General features: G+C 65.0%; 22 protein-coding genes. 14 read left to right on the top strand and 8 right to left on the bottom strand.

Annotated features, from left to right (window positions below; all coding sequences use genetic code 11):
• Window position 1: 1 nt before the first annotated feature.
• Entirely contained in the window at window positions 2-1111 is a 1110-nt protein-coding gene (locus AAFG16_RS34300; protein WP_342732446.1) for an amino acid ABC transporter permease, read from the top strand.
• Between the two features lie 123 nt (window positions 1112-1234).
• Entirely contained in the window at window positions 1235-1447 is a 213-nt protein-coding gene (locus AAFG16_RS34295) for a hypothetical protein (protein ID WP_342732443.1), read from the top strand.
• Between the two features lie 54 nt (window positions 1448-1501).
• On the opposite strand, the gene AAFG16_RS34290 is transcribed toward AAFG16_RS34295, so the two are convergent.
• Both AAFG16_RS34290 and AAFG16_RS34285 read right to left on the bottom strand, forming a co-directional pair.
• On the bottom strand, window positions 1502-2920 hold the full coding sequence (locus AAFG16_RS34290) for an amidase family protein (RefSeq protein WP_342732440.1): 1419 nt from the start codon (window positions 2918-2920) through the stop codon (window positions 1502-1504).
• A 119-nt stretch (window positions 2921-3039) separates the two neighbouring features.
• Complete coding sequence (locus tag AAFG16_RS34285) at window positions 3040-3816, bottom strand: SDR family oxidoreductase (RefSeq protein ID WP_342732438.1); 777 nt, start codon at window positions 3814-3816, stop codon at window positions 3040-3042.
• A 156-nt stretch (window positions 3817-3972) separates the two neighbouring features.
• Here AAFG16_RS34285 and AAFG16_RS34280 point away from each other — a divergent pair, with 156 nt between their 5' ends.
• Window positions 3973-5046, top strand: a complete 1074-nt coding sequence (locus AAFG16_RS34280) for a tartrate dehydrogenase (RefSeq protein ID WP_342732436.1) — start codon at window positions 3973-3975, stop codon at window positions 5044-5046.
• Window positions 5047-5293: 247 nt separating this feature from the next.
• Here AAFG16_RS34280 and AAFG16_RS34275 read toward each other — a convergent pair whose 3' ends face one another.
• From AAFG16_RS34275 to AAFG16_RS34255, 5 genes are all read right to left on the bottom strand, one after another.
• A complete protein-coding gene (locus tag AAFG16_RS34275) occupies window positions 5294-5935 on the bottom strand; it encodes a suppressor of fused domain protein (RefSeq protein WP_342732434.1) in 642 nt (213 codons plus the stop codon).
• A gap of 167 nt (window positions 5936-6102) precedes the next feature.
• The gene (locus AAFG16_RS34270) at window positions 6103-7176 is read right to left on the bottom strand and encodes a malate/lactate/ureidoglycolate dehydrogenase (protein WP_342732432.1); all 1074 of its coding nucleotides are present in this window, start codon (window positions 7174-7176) and stop codon (window positions 6103-6105) included.
• A gap of 11 nt (window positions 7177-7187) precedes the next feature.
• Window positions 7188-8099, bottom strand: a complete 912-nt coding sequence (locus AAFG16_RS34265; RefSeq protein WP_342732430.1) for an NAD(P)-dependent oxidoreductase — start codon at window positions 8097-8099, stop codon at window positions 7188-7190.
• Window positions 8100-8111: 12 nt separating this feature from the next.
• Window positions 8112-9362, bottom strand: a complete 1251-nt coding sequence (locus AAFG16_RS34260) for a Zn-dependent hydrolase (protein WP_342732428.1) — start codon at window positions 9360-9362, stop codon at window positions 8112-8114.
• Between the two features lie 32 nt (window positions 9363-9394).
• Entirely contained in the window at window positions 9395-10312 is a 918-nt protein-coding gene (locus AAFG16_RS34255) for a LysR family transcriptional regulator (RefSeq protein WP_027558613.1), read from the bottom strand.
• Between the two features lie 119 nt (window positions 10313-10431).
• Between AAFG16_RS34255 and AAFG16_RS34250 the strand changes: the two genes are divergently transcribed.
• The 6 genes from AAFG16_RS34250 to AAFG16_RS34225 all read left to right on the top strand — a co-directional run bounded on the left by AAFG16_RS34250 (window position 10432) and on the right by AAFG16_RS34225 (window position 16024).
• Window positions 10432-11247: a putative hydro-lyase gene (locus AAFG16_RS34250; protein ID WP_283080854.1), complete on the top strand. Its 816-nt coding sequence runs from the start codon at window positions 10432-10434 to the stop codon at window positions 11245-11247.
• 88 nt (window positions 11248-11335) lie between these two features.
• Complete coding sequence (locus tag AAFG16_RS34245; protein ID WP_342732424.1) at window positions 11336-12580, top strand: ABC transporter substrate-binding protein; 1245 nt, start codon at window positions 11336-11338, stop codon at window positions 12578-12580.
• Between the two features lie 211 nt (window positions 12581-12791).
• Complete coding sequence (locus AAFG16_RS34240) at window positions 12792-13625, top strand: branched-chain amino acid ABC transporter permease (RefSeq protein WP_231164374.1); 834 nt, start codon at window positions 12792-12794, stop codon at window positions 13623-13625.
• Window positions 13625-14608 (top strand): branched-chain amino acid ABC transporter permease, encoded by a 984-nt coding sequence (locus AAFG16_RS34235; protein WP_342732422.1) that lies wholly within the window; start codon window positions 13625-13627, stop codon window positions 14606-14608. Before AAFG16_RS34240 ends, AAFG16_RS34235 begins: the two co-directional genes overlap by 1 nt.
• On the top strand, window positions 14605-15336 hold the full coding sequence (locus AAFG16_RS34230) for an ABC transporter ATP-binding protein (protein WP_092216921.1): 732 nt from the start codon (window positions 14605-14607) through the stop codon (window positions 15334-15336). Before AAFG16_RS34235 ends, AAFG16_RS34230 begins: the two co-directional genes overlap by 4 nt.
• Window positions 15320-16024, top strand: coding sequence for an ABC transporter ATP-binding protein (locus AAFG16_RS34225; RefSeq protein WP_027558619.1), 705 nt, complete (start codon window positions 15320-15322; stop codon window positions 16022-16024). The genes AAFG16_RS34230 and AAFG16_RS34225 overlap by 17 nt, the downstream gene beginning before the upstream one ends.
• A 184-nt stretch (window positions 16025-16208) precedes the next feature.
• Here AAFG16_RS34225 and AAFG16_RS34220 read toward each other — a convergent pair whose 3' ends face one another.
• Window positions 16209-16895: an aldolase gene (locus tag AAFG16_RS34220; RefSeq protein ID WP_342732417.1), complete on the bottom strand. Its 687-nt coding sequence runs from the start codon at window positions 16893-16895 to the stop codon at window positions 16209-16211.
• Between the two features lie 104 nt (window positions 16896-16999).
• Here AAFG16_RS34220 and ltnD point away from each other — a divergent pair, with 104 nt between their 5' ends.
• The 5 genes from ltnD (at window position 17000) to AAFG16_RS34195 (ending at window position 23771) form a co-directional block, all read left to right on the top strand.
• A complete protein-coding gene (gene ltnD, locus AAFG16_RS34215; protein WP_342732415.1) occupies window positions 17000-17917 on the top strand; it encodes an L-threonate dehydrogenase in 918 nt (305 codons plus the stop codon).
• Window positions 17918-17928: 11 nt separating this feature from the next.
• The gene (gene otnI / locus AAFG16_RS34210; protein ID WP_283080849.1) at window positions 17929-18711 is read left to right on the top strand and encodes a 2-oxo-tetronate isomerase; all 783 of its coding nucleotides are present in this window, start codon (window positions 17929-17931) and stop codon (window positions 18709-18711) included.
• Window positions 18708-19982 (top strand): 3-oxo-tetronate kinase, encoded by a 1275-nt coding sequence (otnK, locus tag AAFG16_RS34205; protein WP_342732411.1) that lies wholly within the window; start codon window positions 18708-18710, stop codon window positions 19980-19982. The genes otnI and otnK overlap by 4 nt, the downstream gene beginning before the upstream one ends.
• 165 nt (window positions 19983-20147) lie before the next feature.
• On the top strand, window positions 20148-21839 hold the full coding sequence (locus AAFG16_RS34200) for a methyl-accepting chemotaxis protein (RefSeq protein ID WP_283080847.1): 1692 nt from the start codon (window positions 20148-20150) through the stop codon (window positions 21837-21839).
• Window positions 21840-22076: 237 nt separating this feature from the next.
• Window positions 22077-23771, top strand: a complete 1695-nt coding sequence (locus AAFG16_RS34195) for a methyl-accepting chemotaxis protein (RefSeq protein ID WP_342732408.1) — start codon at window positions 22077-22079, stop codon at window positions 23769-23771.
• The last annotated feature ends 125 nt before the right edge of the window (window positions 23772-23896 follow it).

Raw genomic sequence — 23896 nt, 5'->3', positions numbered from 1 at the left:
CATGACCGCGATCACCGACATCCCCGATGCACCGCGTGCCGCGCGCCGCCCGCAGGCAGGCAATCCGGTGCTGCGCTGGCTGCGCACGAACCTGTTCTCGTCGATCCCGAACGGCATCCTCACGGTCGTGCTGCTGGCGCTGCTCGCCAAGGGCATCTTCAGCTTCGTGCAATGGGGCATCGCAAATGCGGTCTGGGTGACGCCCGCGAACGACTCCAGCGCCTGTCGTGCCGCGCGTGGCATCGGTGCCTGCTGGGCGATCATCCCCGAAAAATACCGCTTCATCCTGTTCGGCACCTATCCGTTCGACGAGCAGTGGCGGCCGGCGCTGTCGGTCGTGCTGTTCATCGCGCTGTATTATGTCTCGACCCGTCGCGCCCTGTGGCGGCGCGAGCTGGTCTATCTCTGGATCGGCGCACTGGCGCTGATCAGCGTGCTGATGTGGGGCGGCGTGTTCGGCCTGTCCTTCGTCTCGCAGGATCGCTGGGGCGGCCTGCCGGTGACGCTGATCCTGGCGACGTTCGGTCTCGCCTTCGGCTTCCCGCTCGGCATTCTCGTCGCGCTCGGCCGGCGCTCAAAACTGCCGGCGATCCGCTCGCTCAGCGTGCTCTATGTCGAGCTGATCCGCGGCGTGCCGCTGGTGAGCCTCTTGTTCATGGCGAGCGTGATGTTTCCGCTGTTCATGCCCGCCGGCTTCAACATTGACAAGCTCTTGCGGGCCCAGATCGCGATCATCCTGTTTGCCGGGGCCTATCTTGCCGAGGTCATCCGCGGTGGCCTCCAGGCCGTGCCGCGTGGGCAGTATGAAGCGGCGGATGCGCTGGGGTTGTCCTATTGGCGCAAGCACCGGCTGATCATCCTGCCGCAGGCGATCCGCCACGTCATTCCGCCGCTGGTCAACACCTTCATTGCCTTCTTCAAGGACACCAGCCTCGTCCTGATCATCGGCATCTTCGATCTGCTGACGACAGCCAAAACCGCGATCATCGATCCGGCCTGGCAGCAGTTTTCGGTCGAGGTCTATATCTTCGTCGCCGCGATCTATTTTGTGTTTTGCTTTGCGATGTCGCGCTACAGTCGGAGCCTGGAGGCTCACACCGCCGCGAGGTAAATCCAGGAGCACGAAATGTTTATGCCGCGCCTATAGCAGGAGCATCGATTCAGACTGGGAATCCTACGTTGCGAAACCCACCTTTGGTTTGCTGGTGGGCTTCAACACGAGGCACGTCAAATCATGATGAAATCTGTTCTCGCCGCGTCGGCCGTTCTGGTCGCGCTTTGCTCCGCTGCCGACGCCCGCGATGTGGCGCACCATCCAACCATGGCTTCGGAAGCGGCTGTCCGGATGTCACAGGTCCATCCGGGCTCCATGGCTTACACTGCAATGTCGGAGGATGCGGGCTACGACGCGCATCAGTATCATGGCGGCCCGAAAGCAGACGACTAGGGCACGCGGATGCCGGCACCGGGGGACAGCTAAGGTCCCCCGGCGCGGCCCGCATCATGCCTTGACCTTCGGTTCGATCGGCGTCGTCCCGCGCAGGCCCAGAATATCCTCCAGCACCTTTGCGCCCGCGAGCACCTGCGCATCCGCGCGCGGGGCGCCGACCACCTGCACGCCGACCGGCAGGCCCGAGGCTGTGAAGCCGCAAGGCAGTGACAGCGACGGGCAGCAGGCGAGGGTGATCGCGTAGACGATGCCGAGCCATTCGACGTAGTTCTCGAATTTCTTGCCAGCGCATTCGGCGACATAGCGGTGCTCGATCGGGAACGGCGGCACGATGGTCGTCGGCGTCAGCAACAGATCATAGGTCTTGAAGAACTCGATCGCGCGCGCGGTCATGCCGACGCGCTGCGCTTCGGCGCGCGCGAGTTGCTCGACCGTGAGCTTGAGGCCTTCCTCGATGTTCCAGATCACCTCGGGCTTGAGCAGGTCGCGCTTGGTGCGCAGTAGGTTGGCCTTGGTGATCGCAAAATCGAAAGCGCGCAACACGTGGAAACATTCATGCGCCTCGCGCCAATCCGGATGCGCCTCCTCGACGATGGCGCCGGCTTCCGCAAAACGCTCCGCCGCCTTGCGCGTGATCGCCTTCACCTCGGGATCAACCGGCGTAATGCCGAGATCGGGCGAATAGGCGATGCGCTTCGGCCTCTTGCCGGATTGCGCGGCCGACAGGAACGAGGTCAGAGGCGCGGGCAGCGACAACGGGTCGGCGGCATAGTCGCCGCTCATGGCATCGAGCAGCAGCGCGAGATCCTCGACATTGCGCGCCATCGGGCCGACCACGCCGAGATTGCGGTCGATCGCCGATTTCGGTGTATGCGCGACGCGGCCGATGCTCGGCCGCATGCCGACGACGCCGCAGAACGCCGCGGGGCTGCGCAGGGAGCCGCCCATGTCGGAGCCCTGGGCGAGCCAGGCTATGCCGGTGGCGAGCGCCACTGCGGCGCCGCCCGACGAGCCAGCCGCCGACTTTGACGTATCCCAGGGATTGAGCGTCGCGCCGAACACCTCGTTGAAGGTGTTGGCGCCGGCACCGAATTCCGGCGTGTTGGATTTGGCGTAGACCACCGCGCCGTTGGCCTCGAGGTTCTCGACCATGAGGTCGGACGTTGCTGGGATGTTATCCCTGAAGATCGGCGAGCCCTGGGTGTTCAGGACGCCCGCGACGTCAGTCAGGTCCTTGATCGGAACCGGCAGGCCCGCGAGCAGGCCGCGCGCGCCGGCCGGCTTCTGCATCAGCGCCTTGGCATGGTCGCGCGCGCGATCGAAGCACAGCGTCGGCAGCGCGTTGACCTTGCCGTCGACCTCCTTGACGCGCTTCTCCACCACATCCAGCAGTTCGAGCGGCGAGACGTCGCCGGAGCGCAGCTTGTCGACGACGGTGCAGGCGGTGTCGCGGATCAGGTCTTGAGACAATTATCTTACTCCTGTGCTTATTCTTTGGTCGTCATTGCGAGCGCAGCGAAGCAATCCACTCTGTCACCGCGGCCACATTCCTGGATTGCTTCGCTTCGCTCGCAATGACGAGGATAGAGTCAACCCCATCCCGCGCTGATGCCGCCGTCCACCGTATAGATCACGCCGGACGTATAGCCCGCGCGATCCGACGCCAGGAACGCCATGAGGTCGCCGATCTCGCGCGCATGCGCAGGCCGGCCGAGCGGCAGGCTCTTCTGGAATTCCTTGTAGCGGCTCTCGTCACCGAACTGGTGCTTTGCGCGGGTCTTGAGCAGGGTGACGTGACGGTCGGTGCCGACGGGCCCGGGATTGATGCCGACCACGCGAATGTTGTCGGCGAGGCTTTTTCCCCCGAGCGCGCGGGTGAAGGCCATCAGCGCGGCATTGCCGGCGCTGCCGCAGATATAGTTGGCATCGAATTTCTCGCCGGCAGCACCAATGTCATTGACGATCACGCCGCCGCCCCTGGCCTTCATCTGCGCATAGATCTGCCGCGTCAGGTTGATGTAGCCGAACACTTTCAATTCCCAGGCGTGTCGCCAGGTCGCCTCGTCGATCTTGTCGATCGAGCCGCCGGGAATGTCGCCGGCGTTGTTGACAAGGACATCGATCTCGGCCGCCTCCCTGGCGAGCCGCGCAATGTCCTCGGCCTTGCGCAAATCCACGATGCTGGTTGCGGCATCGATCTGGTGCGCGGAGCGCAGGCGCTCGGCCAGCACCTTGAGCTGGTCGCCGCTGCGGGCGGCGAGCAGGAGATGCGCGCCTTCTTCAGCGAAAGCCTCGGCGGCGGCGGCGCCAATGCCCTTGGACGCGCCTGTGATCAGGACGCGCTTGCCACGCAGATGCAGATCCATGAGAGGTACTCGCAAGGATGGGAACAGGATGAAACCAGTAGGCGCTCGGCCGCGCCATGGTCAACATTGCAGTGCAGCGTTGCGCTGCCCGCGACTTTGGTCCATTGCAGTGCGGTCAAAACGCGGCGGCTGCCGGACCAACGAAGGACGTTCTCGATGAGCAAGAAACAATACCGGATCGCAGTCATTCCCGGCGACGGCATCGGCAAGGAAGTGATGCCCGAAGGCCTGCGCGTTCTGGAGGCAGCGGCAAAGAAGCACGGCGTCTCATTGCATTTCGACCATTTCGACTTCTCGTCCTGGGACTATTACGAGAAGCACGGCCAGATGATGCCCGACGACTGGAAGGAGAAGATCGGCAAGCACGATGCGATCTATTTCGGCGCGGTCGGCTGGCCGGCCAAGATTCCGGATCACGTCTCGCTGTGGGGCTCGCTGATCAAATTCCGCCGCGAGTTCGACCAGTATGTGAATTTGCGCCCGGTGCGGCTGATGCCCGGCGTGCCGTCGCCGCTGGCGAACCGCAAGCCCGGCGACATCGATTTCTGGGTGGTGCGCGAGAATACCGAAGGCGAGTATTCCTCGGTCGGCGGCCGCATGTTCCCGGACACCGACCGCGAATTCGTGACGCAGCAGACGGTGATGACCCGCACCGGCGTCGACCGCATCCTGAAATTTGCTTTCGAGCTCGCGCAGTCGCGGGCGAAGAAGCACCTGACGTCGGCGACCAAGTCGAACGGCATCTCCATCACCATGCCCTATTGGGACGAGCGCGTGGAGGCGATGGCCAAGAAGTTCCCGGGCGTGAAGTGGGACAAGTACCACATCGACATTCTCACCGCGAACTTCGTGCTGCATCCGGACTGGTTCGACGTCGTGGTCGGCTCGAACCTGTTCGGCGACATCCTCTCCGACCTCGGCCCGGCCTGCACCGGCACCATCGGCATCGCGCCGTCGGGCAACATCAATCCCGAGGGCGATTTCCCGTCGGTGTTCGAGCCGGTGCACGGCTCGGCGCCCGACATCGCAGGGCAGGGCATCGCCAACCCGATCGGCATGATCTGGTCGGGCGCAATGATGCTCGAGCATCTCGGCGAGAAGGTCGCCGGCAAATCGATCGTCGAGGCGATCGAGCGGACGCTGGCCGAACGCACGTTGCGGACCAAGGACCTCGGCGGCAATGCCGACACCACGGCCTGCGGCAAGGCAGTCGCGGACATGGTGGATTGAGACGGCCAGTTTTCCCCTCTCCCCTTGTGGGAGAGGGTGTCTCGCCGCATAGCGGCGAGACGGGTGAGGGTCTGTCTCCGCAGATGCAGACCTATCAGTCGTAGAATTGCTCGCGGAGAGAACCCCTCATCCGGCGCCATAGCCGATGCGAAGCATCGGCGTTCTTAAGAACGGCGGCCGAAGGCCGCCTATGCCACCTTCTCCCACAAGGGGAGAAGGGAAGGACAGCGGTGGTTTGGCGCGCACCCTACACATACGACTTCCGCGCCGGATCGAAGATCGGCGGATAGTCGTTCTCGTCGAGCAGGTCGAGAAACGGATCGAGCCCCCTGGACTTGATCAGCCCGAGCTCCTGCTGCGAGATCAGGTTTACCGTCAAAATCTCCACCGGATCGCCTGCGATCTCCAGTGCCTCGGCGATGCTCTTATCCGGGCCGATGATCGGCGTGAGAAACAGGAACGTCTGGAAGTCCGTTCCCGCAACCGGCGGCCAGGGCAGCGCGACGCGGTGACCGAAGCCGAACCAGGTCGTGTCGATGAACGGCAGATTGGCCAGCCAGCGCAGATTGGCGCAGATCTCCTCTGTCGGCTCGCGGACGTACCACATCAGCTCGGCACGCGGTTTTGCCTCCCCATGCACGCCCGACATGCGTTGCTCGCTCATGCCGTTGGTGAGAAGGACATAACCTTCGTCAGATCCCTCTTGGCAGACCGGCACGAAATCGCGGCCAAAGGCGTGAATGTCGAGGCGGCGCTCGGCGCTGTCGGTGAAGCTGTGCTCGGGCTCGCCAAGCTCGCTCTCATAGATCGCGAGCCGATGCCGATAGAGGTCGGCCGAGCCTGACGGCCGATCTGAGCCGGACATGAACTTTGCGAGACGGGAGAGCATGTGAACCTCTGGGGCGGATGTGAGCAGGGATATCCGCGTTGTCGTAAGGCAACGCGGACCGGTTCAAATCCATCCCGCAGGTGCGCCAATGTTTCGCCCTGGTCCAGCCTCTGTTGCGCAATTGTGCATTCGGCCGGAACTCTTCCGAGCATTGGGCTCCGTCGCGATCAGCCCGCGATCTTCTCGATCGTCGCCTGATCCAGCCCGAACTTCTTCCCGGCGTCGAGAATCTCCTGCCAGGTGGTCGGATCGACCGGAATGCCGTCGGCGAGGCGCTTTGTCTTGGTCTCGCGCTCGGGCTCGCCGGCGATCTTGACCTTGTCGACGCCGGGGCCGGGAGGCGAGCCGGTGTGCCAGGCGACAAAACTCTCGACTTCGCGTGCGAGGTTTTCGCCGGTGCCGAGCTTGTCCGGGTCGATGACGATCGAGAGCATGCCGTTGAGGACGTTGTACTTGCCGTCCGACGGGCCCTTGACCACCTGTCCGCCGGAGAGCGCGCCGCCGAGGATTTCGCACACCAGCGCGAGGCCCGAGCCCTTGTGCTCGCCGAACGGCAGGATGGCGCCGTGCGGCGGGATCACGGTGTAGCGCGGATTGGTGGTCGGCTTGCCCTCATTGTCGATGATGGTGCCGGGCTCGAGCTCGACGCCCTTGTTGTGGGCGACGCGGGTCTTGCCTTGCGCGATCCTGCTGGTGGCGAAGTCGAGCACAATCGGGTCCTTGCCCCTGCGCGGGATGCCGACGCAGAACGGGTTGGTGCCGTGGCGCGCATCGCTGCCGCCCCAGGGCGCCACGATTGGGCGCGAGATCACGTTGACGAAGTGAATCGAGACCAGCCCGTGGTCGATGCACTGCTCGGCCCAGTGGCCGATGCGGCCGATGTGATGCGAGTTGGAGAGGCCGACGAGACACACGCCGTTGCGCCTGGCGCGCTCGGCCGCCAGCTCCATCGCTTCATGGCCGATCACCTGGCCGTAGCCGGTGAGGCCGTCGAGGGTGAGAAGCGGACCGGTGTCGAGCACGATCTTGACGTGCTGGTTCACGGCGAGGCCGCCATTGGTGACGCTCTGGACATAGCGCGGGATCATGCCGACGCCGTGGGAGTCGTGTCCCTTCAGATTGGCCTCGACGAGGTTGGTGGAGACGAGCTCGGCTTCGCGGTCCGAGGAGCCGCCGGCCTTGACGATGGCGTGGATGGCGTTGGTAAGCGGCTCTGCCTTGATGGTGCGGTAGTCGGCCATTGTTGTTGCTCTTATCCTTTCACGATGCGGCGGCAGTGGACCCAGGCCGCTTCAATCAGGTTCTCGCTCGCCTCCGGCGTGCGGAAGGCCGAATGCGCCGACAGCGTCACGTTCGGAATCCTGGTCAGCGGATGGTCCGCCGGCAGCGGCTCGGTGTTGAAGACGTCGAGGCCGGCATGGCGGATATGCCCCGACTTCAACGCGTCGATCATGGCGGCTTCATCGACGATCGCGGCGCGGGCGGTGTTGACGAGGATGACACCAGGCTTCATCGCAAAGATCTTTTCGCGCGTGATCATGCCGCGCGTCTCGTCGTTGAGCAGCAGATGCAACGATACGACGTCGCTTCGCGCCAAGACGCTGTCGAGATCGGTGAACTCGACGCCGGGATGGCTCTTTGGCGAGCGGTTCCAGGCGATGACCTTCATGCCTGAGCCGGACGCGATGCGCGCAACTTCAGCGGCGATGCCGCCGAAGCCGATCAGGCCGAGCGTCTTGCCGGTGAGCTGCATGCCGTCCTCGCGCAGCCAATTGCCGGCGCGCATCTCGCGGTCCATCATCGCGATGACGCGGGCGGAGGACCACATCAGCGCGATCGCGGATTCGGCGACCGCCGTGTCGCCATAGCCCTTGATCAGATGCACGGAGATGCCGAGCTCGGCGAGCTCCTCCGGGTTCATGTAGCTGCGCGCGCCGGTGCCGAGGAAGACGACGTGCTTGAGCCCCGTGCATTTCTTCGCGACTTCGGTCGGCAGCGCCGTGTGGTCGACGATCGCGATCTCGGCGCCGTCGAGAACTTCCGGATATTGCTCAGGCTTGATATCAGGGTCCCGGTGGATCCGCACCTTGGGATCACCGGGCTTTTCCAGCCGCTCCATGATCACGGCGAGGGCTTCGTTGGCGTCGACGAAAACTCCGCGCATGGCTCCCTCCGATCAGGACGCGACGCCGGCGATCGCCAGCACGGTATGCATGAGCACGTTGGTGCCCGCGGCACAATCGGGCTGGGTGGCATCTTCCAGCTCGTTGTGGCTGATGCCGTCCTTGCAGGGCACGAACACCATCGCCGCCGGCATCACGGTGTTGAGATTGCAGGCATCGTGGCCGGCGCCGGAGGTGATGCGGCGGGAGGAATAGCCGAGTGTCTTGGCCGCGTTCTCGACGGCTACAATGAGCTTGGGATCGAAATGCGTCGGCGGCTTGCGCCAGACGAGATCAATCTTGACCTCGACCTTGCGGCGCGCGGCGATCTCGGCAATGGCGGCGCGCAGGTCGCGGTCGAGCGCATCCATGATCGCGCCATCGGCGCTGCGGCAATCCATGGTGAAGGCGATTTCGCCGGGAATGACATTGCGCGAGGGGTTTGCGATCACGGCTTCGCCGATGGTGCCGACGGCGTTCGGCCCGTGCTTCTTGGCGATGGCCTCCATCGCCAGCACGATCTCGGAGAGCGTGGCCAGCGCATCGCGCCGCAGCGGCATCGGCGTCGATCCCGCATGGCTCTCGAAGCCGGAGATCTTGCCGTCGTACCAGAGCACGCCCTGGCCGGAATCGACCACGCCGATGGTCTTGCCCTCGGCCTCCAGGATCGGGCCCTGCTCGATGTGCAGCTCGACAAAGCAACCGAGCTTCTGGAAGCCGACCGGCTTGTCGCCGCGATAGCCGATGCTGTCGAGCGCCTGGCCGACGGTGGTGCCCTCGATATCCTTGCGCGACAGGATGTCGTCGGTGGTGAAATCGCCGACATAGGCGGCGGATGCCATCATCGCCGGCGCAAAGCGCGAGCCTTCCTCGTTGGTCCAGTTGACCACGCAGATCGGCGCCTCGGTCTCGATGCCGGCATCGTTCAGCGTGCGGATCACTTCCAGCGCGCCGAGCGTTCCCAAAATGCCGTCATACTTGCCGCCGGTCGGCTGGGTGTCGAGATGCGAACCGATGCCGACGGGCAGCTTCGACATGTCGCGGCCCTTGCGCAGGCCGAACTGCGATCCGAGCGCATCGGTGTGCACTTCCAGGCCTGCCTCTTCGCAGGCCTTGCGGAACCAGTCGCGCACCTGCTTGTCTTCGCTGCTCAGCGTCAGCCGCTTCACACCGCCCTTGGCCGTCGCGCCGAATTGCGCGGTCTCGTGGATGGAGCCCCAGAGACGGGTGGAATCGATTTGCAGATTGGTGGCGGCTCGGCTCATGCGGTCGTTCTCTCTTTTGTCCGGCGCCTTTTTCAATGACCCGCCAGCGCGGGCGCGTCAACCGCAAGGCTCCTCTGCGCAATCTGCCGTGCCAGCTCGGCGACGCGCTCCACCGCGACCACGTCGGGCGAGGCGAGCCAGCTCGCGGTAAAGGTCAGCGGCGCGATCGCGAGATCGGTGTCGAGCAGTTGCAGCCGCCCGTCGGCAAGCTCGTTCTCGACGATGGCGTCGGGGATCACGGCGATGCCGAGCCCCTCGACCGCCATGTGGATGACGGTCGCGAGCGAGGCGGACGCGTGCAGCCGGATCGGCGGCAGCTCCGGCCGGTCGAACACCTCACGCACGACCTCGTACGGCTTGGTCTTGCGCGGGAAGGTGATGATCGGAAACCGCGCGAGCTCCGCCGGCGTGACCGGGCCCTTGCCAAGGCCGAGCGAGGGGCTTGCGAGAAAGCCGATCGGATAGTCCGCAAGCACGCGGTTGTGCACGCCCGAGGCCGACAACGGGCCGACAACGAAGGCCAGCTCGATCTCCTGCGCGAGCAGGCGCGCGGTGAGGTTCGGCGTGATGTCGACCTCGATCTCCAGCGACAGGTTCGGATAGATCTCGTTCACGCTCTTCACAAGGCGCGGCAGCCACGTGTGAACGATGGTCTCGGCGACGCCGAGACGCATCACGCCTCGCATCGCGGAGCGATCGCCAATCTCCGCCATCATCTGGGCGCGCAGGCCGATCAGCTTCTCGGCATAGACCATCATCTGCCGGCCGCTCGGCGTCGGCGAGGCGACGCGATGGTCGCGGTTGAGGAGCTTGACGCCCATCTCGCGTTCGAGCTGCGCGATGCGCTGGGAGATCGCCGGTTGGGTCGTATTGAGCCGTGCTGCGGCGCCGCGGAAGCTGCCGAGCTTCACAACCCAGAGGAAGGTCTCGATCGACCTGAAGTCGAGCATTGGAAGGATTTTCCTGATCGATAAAGCAAGTTTATCGATATCGATTAAAAAGGACGATTAGACTTTATAGTATGCTTGATGTTGGCTGTGCTTGTCGAGTTCATAGGCAGGTCGATCAAATGACTGTTTTAGTGGCAGCGCAGCAAACTGAAACGCCCGACACGCTCCAGAGCCGCAAGGCCCGGCTCGCCTACCGCGACGGGCTGGTCGCTTCCACCGCGGGAATCGCCCCCGGCTTCGTCCAGGGCAATCTGGCGATCCTGCCGGCCGAATACGCCAGCGCCTTTCACCGCTTCTGCCAGCTCAATCCGAAGCCGTGCCCGATCATCGGCATGTCCGATGTCGGCAGCCCGTATATTCCGGCGCTCGGCGCCGATCTCGACATCCGCACCGACGTTCCGCGCTACCGCGTCTGGCGCGACGGCGAGGTAGCGGACGAGCCGACCGACGTGACCAGCTACTGGCGCGACGACCTCGTGACCTTCGTGCTCGGCTGCTCCTTCTCGTTCGAAGAGGCGCTGCTCGATGAGGGTATGCCGATCCGCCATATCGAGCACAATGTGCGTGTCCCGATGTACCGCACCAACATCGCCTGCGGCGTGTCCGGTCCGTTCGCCGGTCCCATGGTGGTGTCGATGCGCCCGTTCAAGCCGGCGGATGCGATCCGCGCGGTGCAGATCACCTCGCGCTATCCCGCCGTGCACGGCGCGCCCGTGCATCTCGGCCATCCGCACCTGATCGGCATCAAGGACATCGCCAAGCCCGACTATGGTGATCCCGTGCCCGTTGCCGACGACGAGATCCCGGTGTTCTGGGCCTGCGGCGTGACGCCGCAATCGGTGATCAACGCCGCGAAGCTCCCGTTCGCGATCACGCATTCGCCTGGCCTGATGCTGGTGACGGATCTGAAGAACAGGACTATGGCCGTGATTTAGGAGGCAGCGTTTGCTGCTTCTTCGGGCTTTACGCTAACCGCCAATCGCTTCATTCGAACAGTCGAAATTCGTAACAGGGGACTTTGCCATGACGATCACTCGCCGCGACGTGCTGCTGGGAGCCACTGCGACAGCTGCGCTGATGCCGCTCGCCGCACGCGCCCAGACCTCGGAAGTCGTGATCGGCGTCATCTATCCGTTCTCTGGCGGCAGCGCGCAGCAGGGCGTCGACGCGCAGAAGGCCTATGAAACCGCGCTCGAGGTCATCAACAAGGATACCGATTTCGATCTGCCGCTGGCCAAGGGCGAGGGCCTGTCGGGCCTCGGCGGCGCCAAGGTGCGGCTCGTGTTTGCCGACCACCAGGCCGATCCGCAGAAGGGCCGCGCCGAGGCCGAGCGCCTGATCACACAGGAGAAGGTCTGCGCCATCATCGGCACCTACCAGAGCGCGGTTGCCGTCACCGTCAGCCAGATCTGCGAACGCTACCAGGTCCCGTTCGTCTCCGCCGACAATTCCTCGCCGAGCCTGCATCGCCGCGGCCTCAAGTACTATTTCCGCGCTGCCCCGCACGACGAGATGTACTCGGCCGCGATGTTCGACTTCTTCGACGCCATGAAGAAGAAGGGCACCAAGATCGAGACGCTGGCGCTGTTCCACGAGGACACCATCTTTGGCACCGATTCCGGCAACGCCCAGGCCAAGATCGCCGGCGAGCGCGGCTACAAGATCGTCTCCGACATCAAGTATCGCGCCAACTCGCCCTCGCTCTCGGCCGAGGTCCAGCAGCTCAAGACTGCCAATGCCGACGTGCTGATGCCGTCGAGCTACACCACCGACGGCATCTTGCTGGTCAAGACCATGGCCGAGCTCGGCTACAAGCCGAACGCGATCGTGGCGCAGGACGCCGGGTTCTCCGAGAAGGCGCTGTACGACGCCGTCGGCGACAAGCTCGAAGGCGTGATCTCGCGCGGCACCTTCTCGCTCGACCTCGCGCAGAAGCGCCCGATGGTCGGCAAGATCAACGAGATGTTCAAGGCGCGCTCGGGCAAGGACTTCAACGACCTCACCTCGCGCCAGTTCATGGGCCTGATCATCCTCGCCGACGCCATCAGCCGCGCCAAGTCGACCGACGGCGAGAAGATCCGCGATGCGCTGGCGGCGACCGACATCCCGGGCGAGCAGACCATCATGCCGTGGAAGCGCGTCAAGTTCGACGAGACGGGCCAGAACAACGACGCCGACCCGGTGCTGCTGCAATATATCGGCGGCAAGTTCGTCACCATCTTCCCGCCGCAGGCCGCGATCGCCGAGGCGACCTGGCCGATGAAGTAAGCGCTGCGGGAGCAGGGGAGCAAGTCGAGATCGTCGCGCGAGCCTCGTCATTGCGAGGAGCGAAGCGACGAAGCAATCCAGGCTATTGCCGCAGAGGCAGTCTGGATTGCTTCGCTTCGCTCGCAATGACGGAGCAAACGATGACGTTTCGAACGGGGGACCAGAGTTGACAGCCCAAGCCATTATCCAGAGTCTCGCGAGCGGCCTTCTCATGGGCCTGCTCTATGGACTGATCGCGGTCGGCCTCGCGCTGATCTTCGGCCTGATGGACGTCGTGAACTTCGCCCATGGCGAGTTCCTGATGATCGCGATGTATGCGAGCTTCTTCCTGTTCGCGTTCTTCGCCATCGACCCCTTGCTGTCGGCGCCGCTGGTCGCCGCGGCGCTGTTCGTGTTCGGGGCGGTGGTCTACCTCTTGATTGTACGCTTCGCCATGCGGGCCAAGGCCAATGCCGGCATGGTGCAGATCTTCTCGACCTTCGGCCTTGCCATCGTCATGCGCGGCCTCGCTCAGTTCTTCTTCACGCCGGACTATCGCAGCATTCCGCAGTCATGGCTCGGCGGCAAGACGGTGTCTATCGCCGGCATCTTCCTGCCGGAGCCGCAGCTGATCGGCGCGCTGGTGTCGATCGCCGCTTTCGCCGGCCTCTATTTCTTCATCCACCGCACCGATTTCGGCCGCGCGCTGGAAGCGACGCGTGAAGATCCCGGCGCGGTCGCGCTGGTCGGCATCGACAAGAACCGCGTGTTTGCGCTCGGCTGGGGCCTCGGCGCCGCGTTGGTCGGCCTCGCCGGCGCGATCATGGCGGTGTTCTTCTACATCTATCCCGATGTCGGCGCGTCCTTCGCGCTGATCGCCTATGTCACGGTGGCGCTCGGCGGCTTCGGCAGCGTGTTCGGCGCCTTTGCCGGCGGCATCATCGTCGGCCTCGTCGAGGCCACGACCGCCCTGGTGTTGCCGCCCTCGCTGAAATCGGTCGGCATCTACGCGGTCTATCTGCTCGTCGTCTTCATCCGGCCGCGCGGCCTGTTCGGGTCGATGTGATGGACAAGAATTTTGCCGCGCGGCGCCGCCGCGACCTCATCATCGCCGCGGTGCTGGCAGTCCTCGCCGCGCTCGCGCCGCTGTTCATCAAGGACGTCTACGTCCAGAACATTCTGATCCTGACCCTGATGTATGCGGCGCTGTCGCAGAGCTGGAACATCCTGTCCGGCTATTGCGGCCAGATCTCGCTCGGGCATGCGCTGTATTTCGGCATCGGCGCCTACACCACCGAGCTCTTGTTCACCAAGTTCGGCGTGCTGCCCTGGTTCGGCATGCTCGCCGGCGGCGCGATCGCGGCGGTCATCGCGATGGGGCTCGGCTATCCCTTCTTCCGCCTGCGCGGCCATTACTTCGTGATCGCGACCATCGTCATCGCCGAGATCGGCCTGCTGCTGTTCCAGAACTGGGAGTGGGCGGGCGCCGCGATGGGAATCACCATTCCCGTGCGCGGCGACAGCTGGCTGAAATTCCAATTCCTGCGCAGCAAGCTGCCTTACTTCTATTTCGCGCTGGCGCTGTGCAGCCTTGCCTGGTTCGTCACCTGGTGGCTGGAAGACTCCAAATGGGGTTTTTGGTGGCGCGCGGTGAAGGACAATCCGGAAGCGGCCGAGAGTCTCGGCGTGGTCGTGTTCAACTCCAAGATGGGCGCGGCCGCGGTCTCCGCTTTCCTCGTCGCCATCGGCGGCGCGTTCTATGCGCAGTTCCTGGCCTATATCGATCCTGAGAGCGTGATGGGCTTCCAATTCTCGCTGCTGATGGCGCTGCCGGCCGTGCTCGGCGGCATCGGCACCCTCTGGGGCCCCGTGCTTGGCGCCGCCATCCTGATCCCGATGACGGAGCTGACGCGCTCCTACATCGGTGGCTCCGGCCGCGGCGTCGATCTCATCGTCTATGGTGCGCTGATCGTGGCGATCTCGCTGGCGCTGCCACAAGGCCTGGTGAGCCTGTTCTCCCGTTCGAAGGCGAAAGGAGCCACGCGATGACCGCGCTCCTTGAAACCCGCGGCGTCTGGCAGCGGTTCGGTGGCCTCGTTGCCAACAGCGATGTCTCGATCTCGGTCGGGCGCGGCGAGATCGTCGGCCTGATCGGCCCCAACGGAGCCGGCAAGTCGACGCTGTTCAATCTCATCGCCGGCGTCCTGCCGCCGACGCAAGGCTCGATCTGGTTCGACGGCGAGGACGTCACCCACATGCCGGCGGCCGCGCGCTGCCAGCGCGGCGTCGGACGCACCTTCCAGGTGGTCAAGAGTTTCGAGACCATGAGCGTCATCGACAACGTCATCGTCGGTGCCTTGGTCCGCAACACCGTGATGCGTGAGGCGCGCCGCAAGGCGCATGAGGTGCTGGAGTTCACTGGTTTGGCCGCGCGCGCCGACGTGCTCGCGAGCGATCTCGTGCCGGCCGAGAAGCGCCGCCTCGAAGTCGCCCGTGCGCTCGCGACCGAACCGAAACTACTGCTGCTCGACGAAGTCCTCACCGGCCTCACGCCAACCGAGGCCCAGACCGGCGTTGCCCTGGTGCGCAAGGTGCGCGATGCCGGCATCACCGTGTTGATGGTCGAGCACGTCATGGAGATCGTGATGCCGCTGGTCGACCGCGCCATCGTGCTCGACCTCGGCAAGGTGCTGGTCGAGGGCAAGCCCGCCGACGTCGTCCGCGATCCCAAGGTGATCAGCGCATATCTGGGAGATCGTCATGCTCAGCGTGCATGAAGTCACGACCGCCTATCAGGGCCTGGTCGCGATCTCCGCGGTCTCGATCGAGGTCCAGAAGGGCGAGATCGTTTGCGTTGCCGGCGCCAACGGCGCGGGCAAGTCGACGCTGCTGAAATCCATCGCCGGTGCGGAGCGTCCGCGCTCGGGCACGGTGACGTTCGACGGCAAGCGCCTCGACGGCATGGCGCAGCACCACATCACTGCCACCGGCATCGCGTATGTGCCGGAGAATCGCCGCCTGTTCCCGCGCCTGTCGGTGCGCGACAATCTCCGTCTCGGCAGCTACCTCTACCGCGGCGAGGCGAATCGCGAGGGGCCGCTCGATCTCGTCTTCAACCTGTTTCCGCGTTTGTCCGAGCGTTTGGAGCAGCGCGCCGAGACACTCTCCGGCGGCGAGCAGCAGATGCTCGCGATCGGTCGCGCCCTGATGACGCGTCCGCGGCTCTTGATGCTGGACGAGCCCTCGCAGGGCATCATGCCGAAACTGGTCGACGAGATCTTCCAGGCGGTGAAGCGCATCCGCGACGCCGGCATGACCGTCCTGATCGTCGAGCAGCGCATGGCCGAGTGCCTCGAGATCGCCGATCGCGCCTACATCCTGCAAACCGGCCGCGTGCTGATGCAGGGCCCATCAGCGGAGATCAAGGGCAACCCCGACGTGCGCAAGGCGTATCTGGGGCTGTAGACGCAAAGTATTGCGCGCGCTCGGGCAACATGTTCGGTGTCATCGCCCGCGAAGGCGGGCGATCCAGTATTCCGAGATGTCAGCGGGATACGGATAAGCCGTGGCGTACTGGATTCCCCGCCGGAGCCTGTCATCGGGCTCGCCGAAGGCGAGACCCGGTGGCGGGGAATGACAGCGGCGAACACTAATGCTCGTGCCCATGCTCCGGCAGGCTCACCCCAAACACGTTCACCAGATCCGTCACCTGCTCCGGCGACAGATACCGCGGGTTCATCCCCCGCAGCAGCAGGTACAGCTTCGCGGTCTCCTCCAGCTCTTCCGTCGCGAACACCGCGGCTTCGAGCGTGTCGCCCGCGACGACCGGGCCGTGATTGGCGAGCAGCACGGATGAATATTTCCCCGCCAGTCCCTTGATCGCATCCGCGACCGCGGGATCGCCGGGGCGGTAATAGGGCACGAGCGCGGTGGCGCCGCACTTCATGAGATAATAGGCGGTCATCGGCGGCAGCGCGGCGCGCGGGTCGATCTCGGGCAGCATCGAGAGCGCGACCGAATGGGTGGAGTGCAGATGCACGATCGCGCGGGCACTGCCGCGCGTGTCGTAGAGCGCGGTGTGCAGCGGAACTTCCTTGGTCGGCGCATCACCCGAGACCAGCCGCCCCTGTTCGTCCAGCCGCGACAGCTTTGCCGGATCGAGGAAGCCGAGCGAGGCATTGGTCGGGGTCACCAGCCAGCCACCACCGTCCAGCCTGACGCTGATATTGCCGGAGGAGCCCGGCGTCAGCCCGCGCTCGAACAGGGACCGTCCGAACCGGCAGATATCCTCACGCAGCCTTGTCTCGTTGCTCGTTTCGGTGCTCATGGCCGTCATGCCCGCTTGTCTCACGCTTTGGCAGCGCGGCCAAGCCGTGTTATTCGGTTGCCAAGCCGCCGCAAAGGGCGGCCGTCCAGGAAACGTTCGCAAGGGTCAGTTGCATGTCCGCCTCCACGTCACAAAATCAGCGCATCGCCGTCATCGGGCTCGGCTCGATGGGGTACGGCATGGCGACCTCGCTGAAGCGCGCCGGCCATGCCGTGACCGGCTGCGATGTCTCGGCTGATGCGGTGGCGCGGTTCGTGAAGGACGGCGGCGCCGGTGCTAAAACGCCGGCCGAGGCGGCGAAGGGCGCGGACATCGTCGTCAGCGTCGTCGTCAATGCCGCCCAGACCGAAGCGATCCTGTTCGGCAAGGATGGCGTCGCCGAGACCCTGCCGAGGGACGGCGTCTTCATCTCCTCCGCCACCATGGATCCCGACGTGGCGCGGCGTCTTGCAAAACAGCTCGAGGCGACCGGCCGGCATTATCTCGATGCGCCGATCTCGGGCGGTGCGCAGCGCGCCGCGCAAGGCGAATTGACGATCCTCGCCTCCGGCAGCGCCGCCGCCTTCGCGAAGGCGCGACCGGCGCTCGATGCCATGGCGGCAAAACTCTACGAGCTTGGCGATGCCGCGGGGCAGGGCGCTGCATTCAAGATGATCAACCAGTTGCTCGCTGGCGTGCACATTGCCGCTGCCAGCGAGGCGATGGCGTTCGCCGCCAAGCAGGGTCTCGACATCCGCAAGGTCTACGAGGTGATCACGGCTTCCGCCGGCAATTCCTGGATGTTCGAGAACCGTATGCCGCACGTGCTCGATGGCGATTACACGCCGCGCAGCGCCGTCGAGATTTTCGTGAAGGACCTCGGCATCATCCAGGACATGGCGCGCAGTGCCAGGTTCCCGGTGCCGGTCTCCGCCGCCGCGCTCCAGATGTTCCTGATGACGGCAGCCGCCGGCATGGGCCGCGACGACGACGCCTCGGTGGCGCGGATGTATGCGCAGGTCACCGGCGTGAAGCTTCCCGGCGACAAGTAAGAGGATCTCCAATGCCCCGTTTCGCCGCCAACCTCTCGATGATGTTCACCGAGGTGCCGTTCCTCGATCGCTTCGACGCCGCCGCGCAAGCAGGCTTCACCGCGGTCGAGTTCCTGTTTCCCTACGAGCATCCGGCCGAGGCCGTCGGCGAGCGGCTCAAGCGCAACGGCCTGACCCAGGCGCTGTTCAACCTGCCGCCGGGCGACTGGAATGCGGGCGAGAAGGGCTTTGCGGCGCTGCCGGCGCGGTTCAATGATCTCAAGGCGGGCCTGGAGACCGCGCTGCCTTACGCCAAGGCAACCGGCGTGAAGCGTCTGCACCTGATGGCCGGCATCGCCAATCGCGGCGAGCGGGTCGCGATCGAGGCCTTCTACAAATCGGTGGCCTGGGCCGCGGAGTTCTTCGCACCGCATGGCATCGACGTCGTGATCGAGCCGATCAACGCCCGCAACGTGCCCGGCTACTTCCTCAACGATTTCGGCTTCGCCCGCGACCTGATCCAGGAGCTGAGGCTTCCGAACCTGAAACTCCAGTTCGACATCTATCACTGCCAGATCATCCATGGCGACGTCACCATGCGGCTGCGCGAGATGATGCCGATCATCGGCCACGTCCAGATCGCCAGCATCCCCTCGCGCAACGAGCCCGACGGCGAGGAGCTGAACTATCCGTTCCTGTTCGAGGAGCTCGACCGGCTCGGCTATCCCGGCTTCGTCGGCTGCGAATACAATCCGCGCGGCAAGACCACCGATGGGCTCGCCTGGTTCAAGCCTTACGTTGGAGGGAAGCCGTGACGCTTTCGCTTGGCTGCATCGCCGACGACTATACCGGCGCGTCCGATCTTGCCAACACGCTGACGCGCGCGGGCCTGCGCACGGTGCAGACCATCGGCGTGCCCGCCGACGACCTCGCGCTCCCCGATGTCGATGCCGTCGTGGTGTCGCTGAAGAGCCGCTCGATCGAGGCCGGCCTTGCCGTAGCGCGCTCGCGCGCGGCGGAGACATGGCTGCGGAGCCGCGGCGCGAGCCATGTGCTGTTCAAGATCTGCTCGACCTTCGATTCCACCGACGCCGGCAATATCGGCCCGGTGATGGATGCACTCCGTGCCGATAGTGGCGAGGCCGTCGTGCTGGTGACGCCGGCATTCCCCGAGACCGGCCGCACCGTCTATCAGGGCAACCTCTTCGTCGGCGCGGTGCCGCTGAACGAGAGCCCGCTGAAGGACCATCCGCTCAACCCGATGCACGATTCCAACCTGGTGCGCGTGCTGGCGCGCCAGAGCCGGACGCAAATCGGCCTGGTCGATCTCGCCACCGTCACGCGCGGCGCGGACGCTGTGCGGGCGCGGCTGGCCGAGCTCGCGGGCAAGGGCATCGGCGCTGCGATCATCGACGCCGTGTTCGACCGCGATCTCGAGACCATCGGTCTCGTCGCCGCCGGACATCGGCTGTCGGTCGGCGCCTCCGGCATCGGCCTTGGGTTGGCGCGGGCGCTGGTGTCGACGGGCAAGGTCAAATCGGCGGCGACGGGCGCAGAGACCGGCGCGGCTGTCGGCGGACCGGCAGCATGTCTTGCCGGAAGCTGCTCGCAGGCGACGCTTCAGCAGATCGCGAATGCCGAACGTGTCATGCCGGTGTTGCATCTCGATCCGGACCGTATTCTTACGGGAGCGGGTGAAGCCCAGCGTGCGCTGGACTGGGCAAGGCCGCGACTGGCCGAAGGTCCGGTGCTGATCGCATCGAGCTCGACACCGGATCAGGTCGCCGCGCTTCAGGCGCGTCACGGCCGCGACGCGGCGGGCCATGCCATCGAGCAGACGATGGCCGACATCGCCGAAAGCCTTGTGAAATCAGGTGTACGGCGCTTGGTGGTTGCCGGTGGCGAGACATCCGGCGCGGTCGTCGACCGGTTGAAGATTCCCGGGTTTCTCGTAGGAGTGGAAATTGCCGCGGGCGTTCCGGTGCTGCGCGCGGTCGGTGCTGGTGGCGACATGCTGCTCGCGCTGAAGTCCGGAAATTTCGGCGGCGCGGAGTTTTTCTCGGATGCGCTTAGGCTCATGCGCTGAGTGCAGAGCATTCTTAGCCCCTCATTCATTTCTTTCGGCTTCCGTACTTGTGCGGAGTCGTAGTTAACAACTGCTCAGTCGCTTTGTTGTTGGATATCGGCGCCGCATCGTTTGGTTGATGATCATTTCCGGACGCGCCGCCGCGCCAACGCAAAGAGACCGCTTATGCTCGCCAAGATTTCCATTCGCGCCAAGATCATCAGTGTCGTGGCGTTCCTGCTGGTCGCGATGGCCGGCATGGGCCTGCTCGCCGTCATGAAGATGCGGTCGATGAACGCCAACACGGTCGATATCACGACGAGCTGGATGCCGAGCGTGCGGGTGCTGGGCGAGCTTCGGGCCTCGGTCATCACCTATCGCAGCGTGGTCCGCGAGCACATGCTGGCCGAGACCATGGAAGAAAAGCTCGCGATGGAAAAGATCGCGGTCACAACCAGCGAGGCCCTGGCCAAGGCCCGCCAGACCTACGAGACCATGATCACCTCGCCGGAGGAGCGGGCGCTCTACACCGAATGGTCCAAGCTGTGGGACGACTACAAGAAGGGCGCCGACGAGGTTTTTGCATTGTCGCGCAAGGAGGTCGGCAAGGTTCCGCACGAGTCGCATGAGCTGAACGTCAAGACCGCCAACAAGATCGGTATCCAGTCCGACGAGGTTCTGCGCAAGGACATCGATCTCAACACCAAAGGTGGCGATCAGGCTGCCCGGGACGCGGACAGCAGCTATTCCTTTGCGTTCATGCTGCTTTCGATCATCCTCGGCGCCGCCGTCATCGTCGGTATCGGCGTCGGTTTCTATCTCGTCCACGACGTCTCCAGCGGCATCAACTCGATCACCCTGCCGATGCAGGCGCTGGGCAAGGGTGACCTCTCCGCCGAGGTCCCGCATCGCGGCGAGAAGACCGAGATCGGCGCCATGGCCGACGTGCTCCAGATCTTCAAGGAGGCCCTCATCGCCAAGAAGGCCGCCGACGAGGCTGCCGCCGCCGACGCCGAGGCCAAGATCGAGCGCGGCCGCCGCGTCGACAACATTACCCGCGAATTCGAATCGATGATCGGCGAGATCGTCCAGACCGTGTCGTCGGCCTCCACCCAGCTGGAAGCCTCCGCCTCGACACTGACCTCGACTGCCGATCGCTCCCAGCGGCTCGCGACCACGGTTGCCGGAGCTTCAGAGGAAGCCTCGACCAACGTGCAGTCGGTGGCCTCGGCCACCGAGGAGATGGCCTCGTCGGTCGGCGAGATCAGCCGTCAGGTGCAGGAATCGGCGCGGATGGCGGGCGATGCCGTCGGTCAGGCCCGCGCCACCACCGAGCGCGTCAGCGAGCTGTCCAAGGCGGCATCCCGCATCGGCGACGTCGTCGAGCTGATCAACACCATCGCCGGCCAGACCAACCTTCTGGCGCTCAACGCCACGATCGAGGCGGCGCGTGCCGGCGAAGCCGGCCGCGGCTTCGCGGTCGTCGCCTCCGAGGTGAAGGCGCTGGCCGAGCAGACCGCGAAGGCGACCGGCGAGATCGGCCAGCAGATTTCGGGCATCCAGGCGGCGACCAACGACTCGGTCGGCGCGATCAAGGAGATCTCCTCGACCATCGAGCGCCTCTCGGAGATTTCGTCGGCGATCGCGGCTGCGGTGGAAGAGCAGGGCGCGGCGACCCAGGAGATCGCCCGCAACGTCCAGCAGGCGGCGCAGGGCACCCAGCAGGTTTCGTCGAACATCACCGACGTGCAGCGCGGCGCGACCGAGACCGGCACCGCCTCCTCGCAGGTGCTGTCTGCGGCGCAGATGCTGTCCAACGATTCAAACCGGCTCAAGACCGAGGTCAGCAAGTTCCTGACCAACGTCCGCGCAGCCTAAAGCCGCAGCGCCGGACATCCATCGACGAACGGGCGGCGCCGCGAGCGCCGCCCGTTTTCTTTGGGCGGTCGCATGATGTCGTCTCAAGGTGGCGTCGTGTCGGATGACCCGTAATCGTACGGGTGCGCCGCTTCATCGATGGTTAAATTCGATTTACGAGAGTTGCGCGCGGGCGGTCTCGCATGGCGGCAGCCCCGGTTGGAATGAGTCCATACCGAAGCTTGCTCTGGGGGGCCGATGCGCAAGAATCTTCCTGTCACCGACACCGAATATCCGGTCAGCGACGAGACGCTGATCGTCTCGCGCACCGACCTCAAGGGCAAGCTCACCTATTTCAACGAGGACTTCATCGCGGCCGCCGGCTTCACGTCGGCGGAGCTGATGGGCCAGCCGCACAACATCGTCCGTCACCCCGACATGCCGCCGGAGGCGTTCGACAATCTCTGGGACACGCTGAAGGCCGGCAAGCCATGGCTCGGCGCGGTGAAGAACCGCCGCAAGAACGGCGACTTCTACTGGGTGCTGGCGACGGCATCTCCGATCCGTGAGAACGGGCAGGTCAAGGGTTACACCTCGATCCGCACCAGGCTGCCGGACGACCAGCGCAAGCTCGCCGAAGAGGTCTACGCCGCGATCCGCGAGAAGAAGCCGCATGGCTATCGCATCGATGCCGGCATCATCCGCCGCCGCTCGCTGCTCGACCGCTTCAGCGTCTTCACCGGCACGCTGAAGGCGCGTCTTGTCACGACGATGGCGCTCCAGGCGCTGTTCATGCTCGCGCTCGGCGCCGGTGGTGCGCTCTCCACCGGCGGCTCGACCAGCCTGATCCTGTCGCTGCTGGCCGTCATCGGCGCTGCCATCGCCGGCTTCGCCGGCCTTGCGACGATGCGGGCAATCCAGGGGCCGATGCAGCATCTCAACGACACGCTGGTCAACCTCGTGCAGGACAAGCTCGACAACCGCATCAACATCGAGCGCGACGACGAGATCGGCGAGGCGCTGCGCAATCTCCAGACCGTCCAGACCATCATCCGCTTCAGCCGCGACGAGGTGCAGGCGGTGCAGCGCCGTGCCGAGGCGCAGCGCAAGACCGACATGACGAAGCTGGCCGACGGCTTCGAGGCCGCGATCGGCGAGATCGTCGAGACCGTATCCTCGGCCGCGACCGAGCTCGAAGCTTCGGCCTCGACGCTGTCCTCGACCGCGGGCCGCGCGCAGGATCTGGCGACGGCCGTCGCCTCCGGCTCCGAACGGGCCTCCACCAACGTCCATTCGGTGGCCTCGGCGGCCGAGGAGATGTCGTCCTCGGTGCGCGAGATCAGCCGCCAGGTGCAGGATTCTGCGCGCATCGCCGGCGAGGCGGTCAACCAGGCGCACGCCACCACCGAGCGGGTCAGCGAATTGTCGCGCGCCGCATCGCGGATCGGCGACGTCGTCGAGCTCATCAATGCCATCGCAGGGCAGACCAATCTCCTGGCACTGAATGCCACGATCGAGGCGGCGCGTGCCGGCGAGGCCGGCCGCGGCTTCGCGGTGGTCGCTTCCGAGGTCAAGGCGCTAGCCGAGCAGACGGCCAAGGCGACCGGCGAGATCGGCCAGCAGATCGGCGGGATCCAGGCGGCGACCCAGGAATCGGTCAGCGCCATCAGTGAAATCAGCGGCACCATTGCGCGGCTGTCGGAGATATCTTCCACCATCGCGGCGGCCGTCGAGCAGCAGGGCGCGGCGACCCAGGAGATCGCCCGCAACGTGCAGGAGGCGGCCCACGGCACCCAGCAGGTTTCCTCCAACGTCAACGACGTTCAGCGCGGCGCCTCCGAGACCGGCTCGGCGTCCTCACAGGTGCTGTCGGCGGCGCAGATGCTGTCGCGCGATTCCAACCGGCTCAAGACCGAGGTCAGCAAGTTCCTGACCAACGTTCGCGTCGCCTGAGGCGTCCGTCTGCATGGCTGCGATGTAGATTTCGCAGTGCGGTAGCAGGGAAGTGAATGCAGGACGGCCGCCGGAGATTAGCGTTTCCGGCGGTGCTCGGGTAAACGGGAAAGGGGTCCCCATGG

Source organism: Bradyrhizobium sp. B117 (genome assembly GCF_038969555.1).
Lineage (GTDB): Bacteria > Pseudomonadota > Alphaproteobacteria > Rhizobiales > Xanthobacteraceae > Bradyrhizobium.
Note: the sequence above shows the minus strand (reverse complement) of the source record. Positions and strands in the feature narration are given on the sequence as shown.

Coding starts and splice junctions, on each gene's coding strand:
- AAFG16_RS34300 (WP_342732446.1), top strand. CDS start 2: ATGACCGCGATCACCGACATCCCCGATGCACCGCGTGCCGCGCGCCGC.
- AAFG16_RS34295 (WP_342732443.1), top strand. CDS start 1,235: ATGATGAAATCTGTTCTCGCCGCGTCGGCCGTTCTGGTCGCGCTTTGC.
- AAFG16_RS34285 (WP_342732438.1), bottom strand. CDS start 3,816: ATGGATCTGCATCTGCGTGGCAAGCGCGTCCTGATCACAGGCGCGTCC.
- AAFG16_RS34280 (WP_342732436.1), top strand. CDS start 3,973: ATGAGCAAGAAACAATACCGGATCGCAGTCATTCCCGGCGACGGCATC.
- AAFG16_RS34275 (WP_342732434.1), bottom strand. CDS start 5,935: ATGCTCTCCCGTCTCGCAAAGTTCATGTCCGGCTCAGATCGGCCGTCA.
- AAFG16_RS34270 (WP_342732432.1), bottom strand. CDS start 7,176: ATGGCCGACTACCGCACCATCAAGGCAGAGCCGCTTACCAACGCCATC.
- AAFG16_RS34265 (WP_342732430.1), bottom strand. CDS start 8,099: ATGCGCGGAGTTTTCGTCGACGCCAACGAAGCCCTCGCCGTGATCATG.
- AAFG16_RS34260 (WP_342732428.1), bottom strand. CDS start 9,362: ATGAGCCGAGCCGCCACCAATCTGCAAATCGATTCCACCCGTCTCTGG.
- AAFG16_RS34255 (WP_027558613.1), bottom strand. CDS start 10,312: ATGCTCGACTTCAGGTCGATCGAGACCTTCCTCTGGGTTGTGAAGCTC.
- AAFG16_RS34250 (WP_283080854.1), top strand. CDS start 10,432: ATGACTGTTTTAGTGGCAGCGCAGCAAACTGAAACGCCCGACACGCTC.
- AAFG16_RS34245 (WP_342732424.1), top strand. CDS start 11,336: ATGACGATCACTCGCCGCGACGTGCTGCTGGGAGCCACTGCGACAGCT.
- AAFG16_RS34240 (WP_231164374.1), top strand. CDS start 12,792: ATGGGCCTGCTCTATGGACTGATCGCGGTCGGCCTCGCGCTGATCTTC.
- AAFG16_RS34235 (WP_342732422.1), top strand. CDS start 13,625: ATGGACAAGAATTTTGCCGCGCGGCGCCGCCGCGACCTCATCATCGCC.
- AAFG16_RS34230 (WP_092216921.1), top strand. CDS start 14,605: ATGACCGCGCTCCTTGAAACCCGCGGCGTCTGGCAGCGGTTCGGTGGC.
- AAFG16_RS34225 (WP_027558619.1), top strand. CDS start 15,320: ATGCTCAGCGTGCATGAAGTCACGACCGCCTATCAGGGCCTGGTCGCG.
- AAFG16_RS34220 (WP_342732417.1), bottom strand. CDS start 16,895: ATGACGGCCATGAGCACCGAAACGAGCAACGAGACAAGGCTGCGTGAG.
- ltnD (WP_342732415.1), top strand. CDS start 17,000: ATGTCCGCCTCCACGTCACAAAATCAGCGCATCGCCGTCATCGGGCTC.
- otnI (WP_283080849.1), top strand. CDS start 17,929: ATGCCCCGTTTCGCCGCCAACCTCTCGATGATGTTCACCGAGGTGCCG.
- AAFG16_RS34200 (WP_283080847.1), top strand. CDS start 20,148: ATGCTCGCCAAGATTTCCATTCGCGCCAAGATCATCAGTGTCGTGGCG.
- AAFG16_RS34195 (WP_342732408.1), top strand. CDS start 22,077: ATGCGCAAGAATCTTCCTGTCACCGACACCGAATATCCGGTCAGCGAC.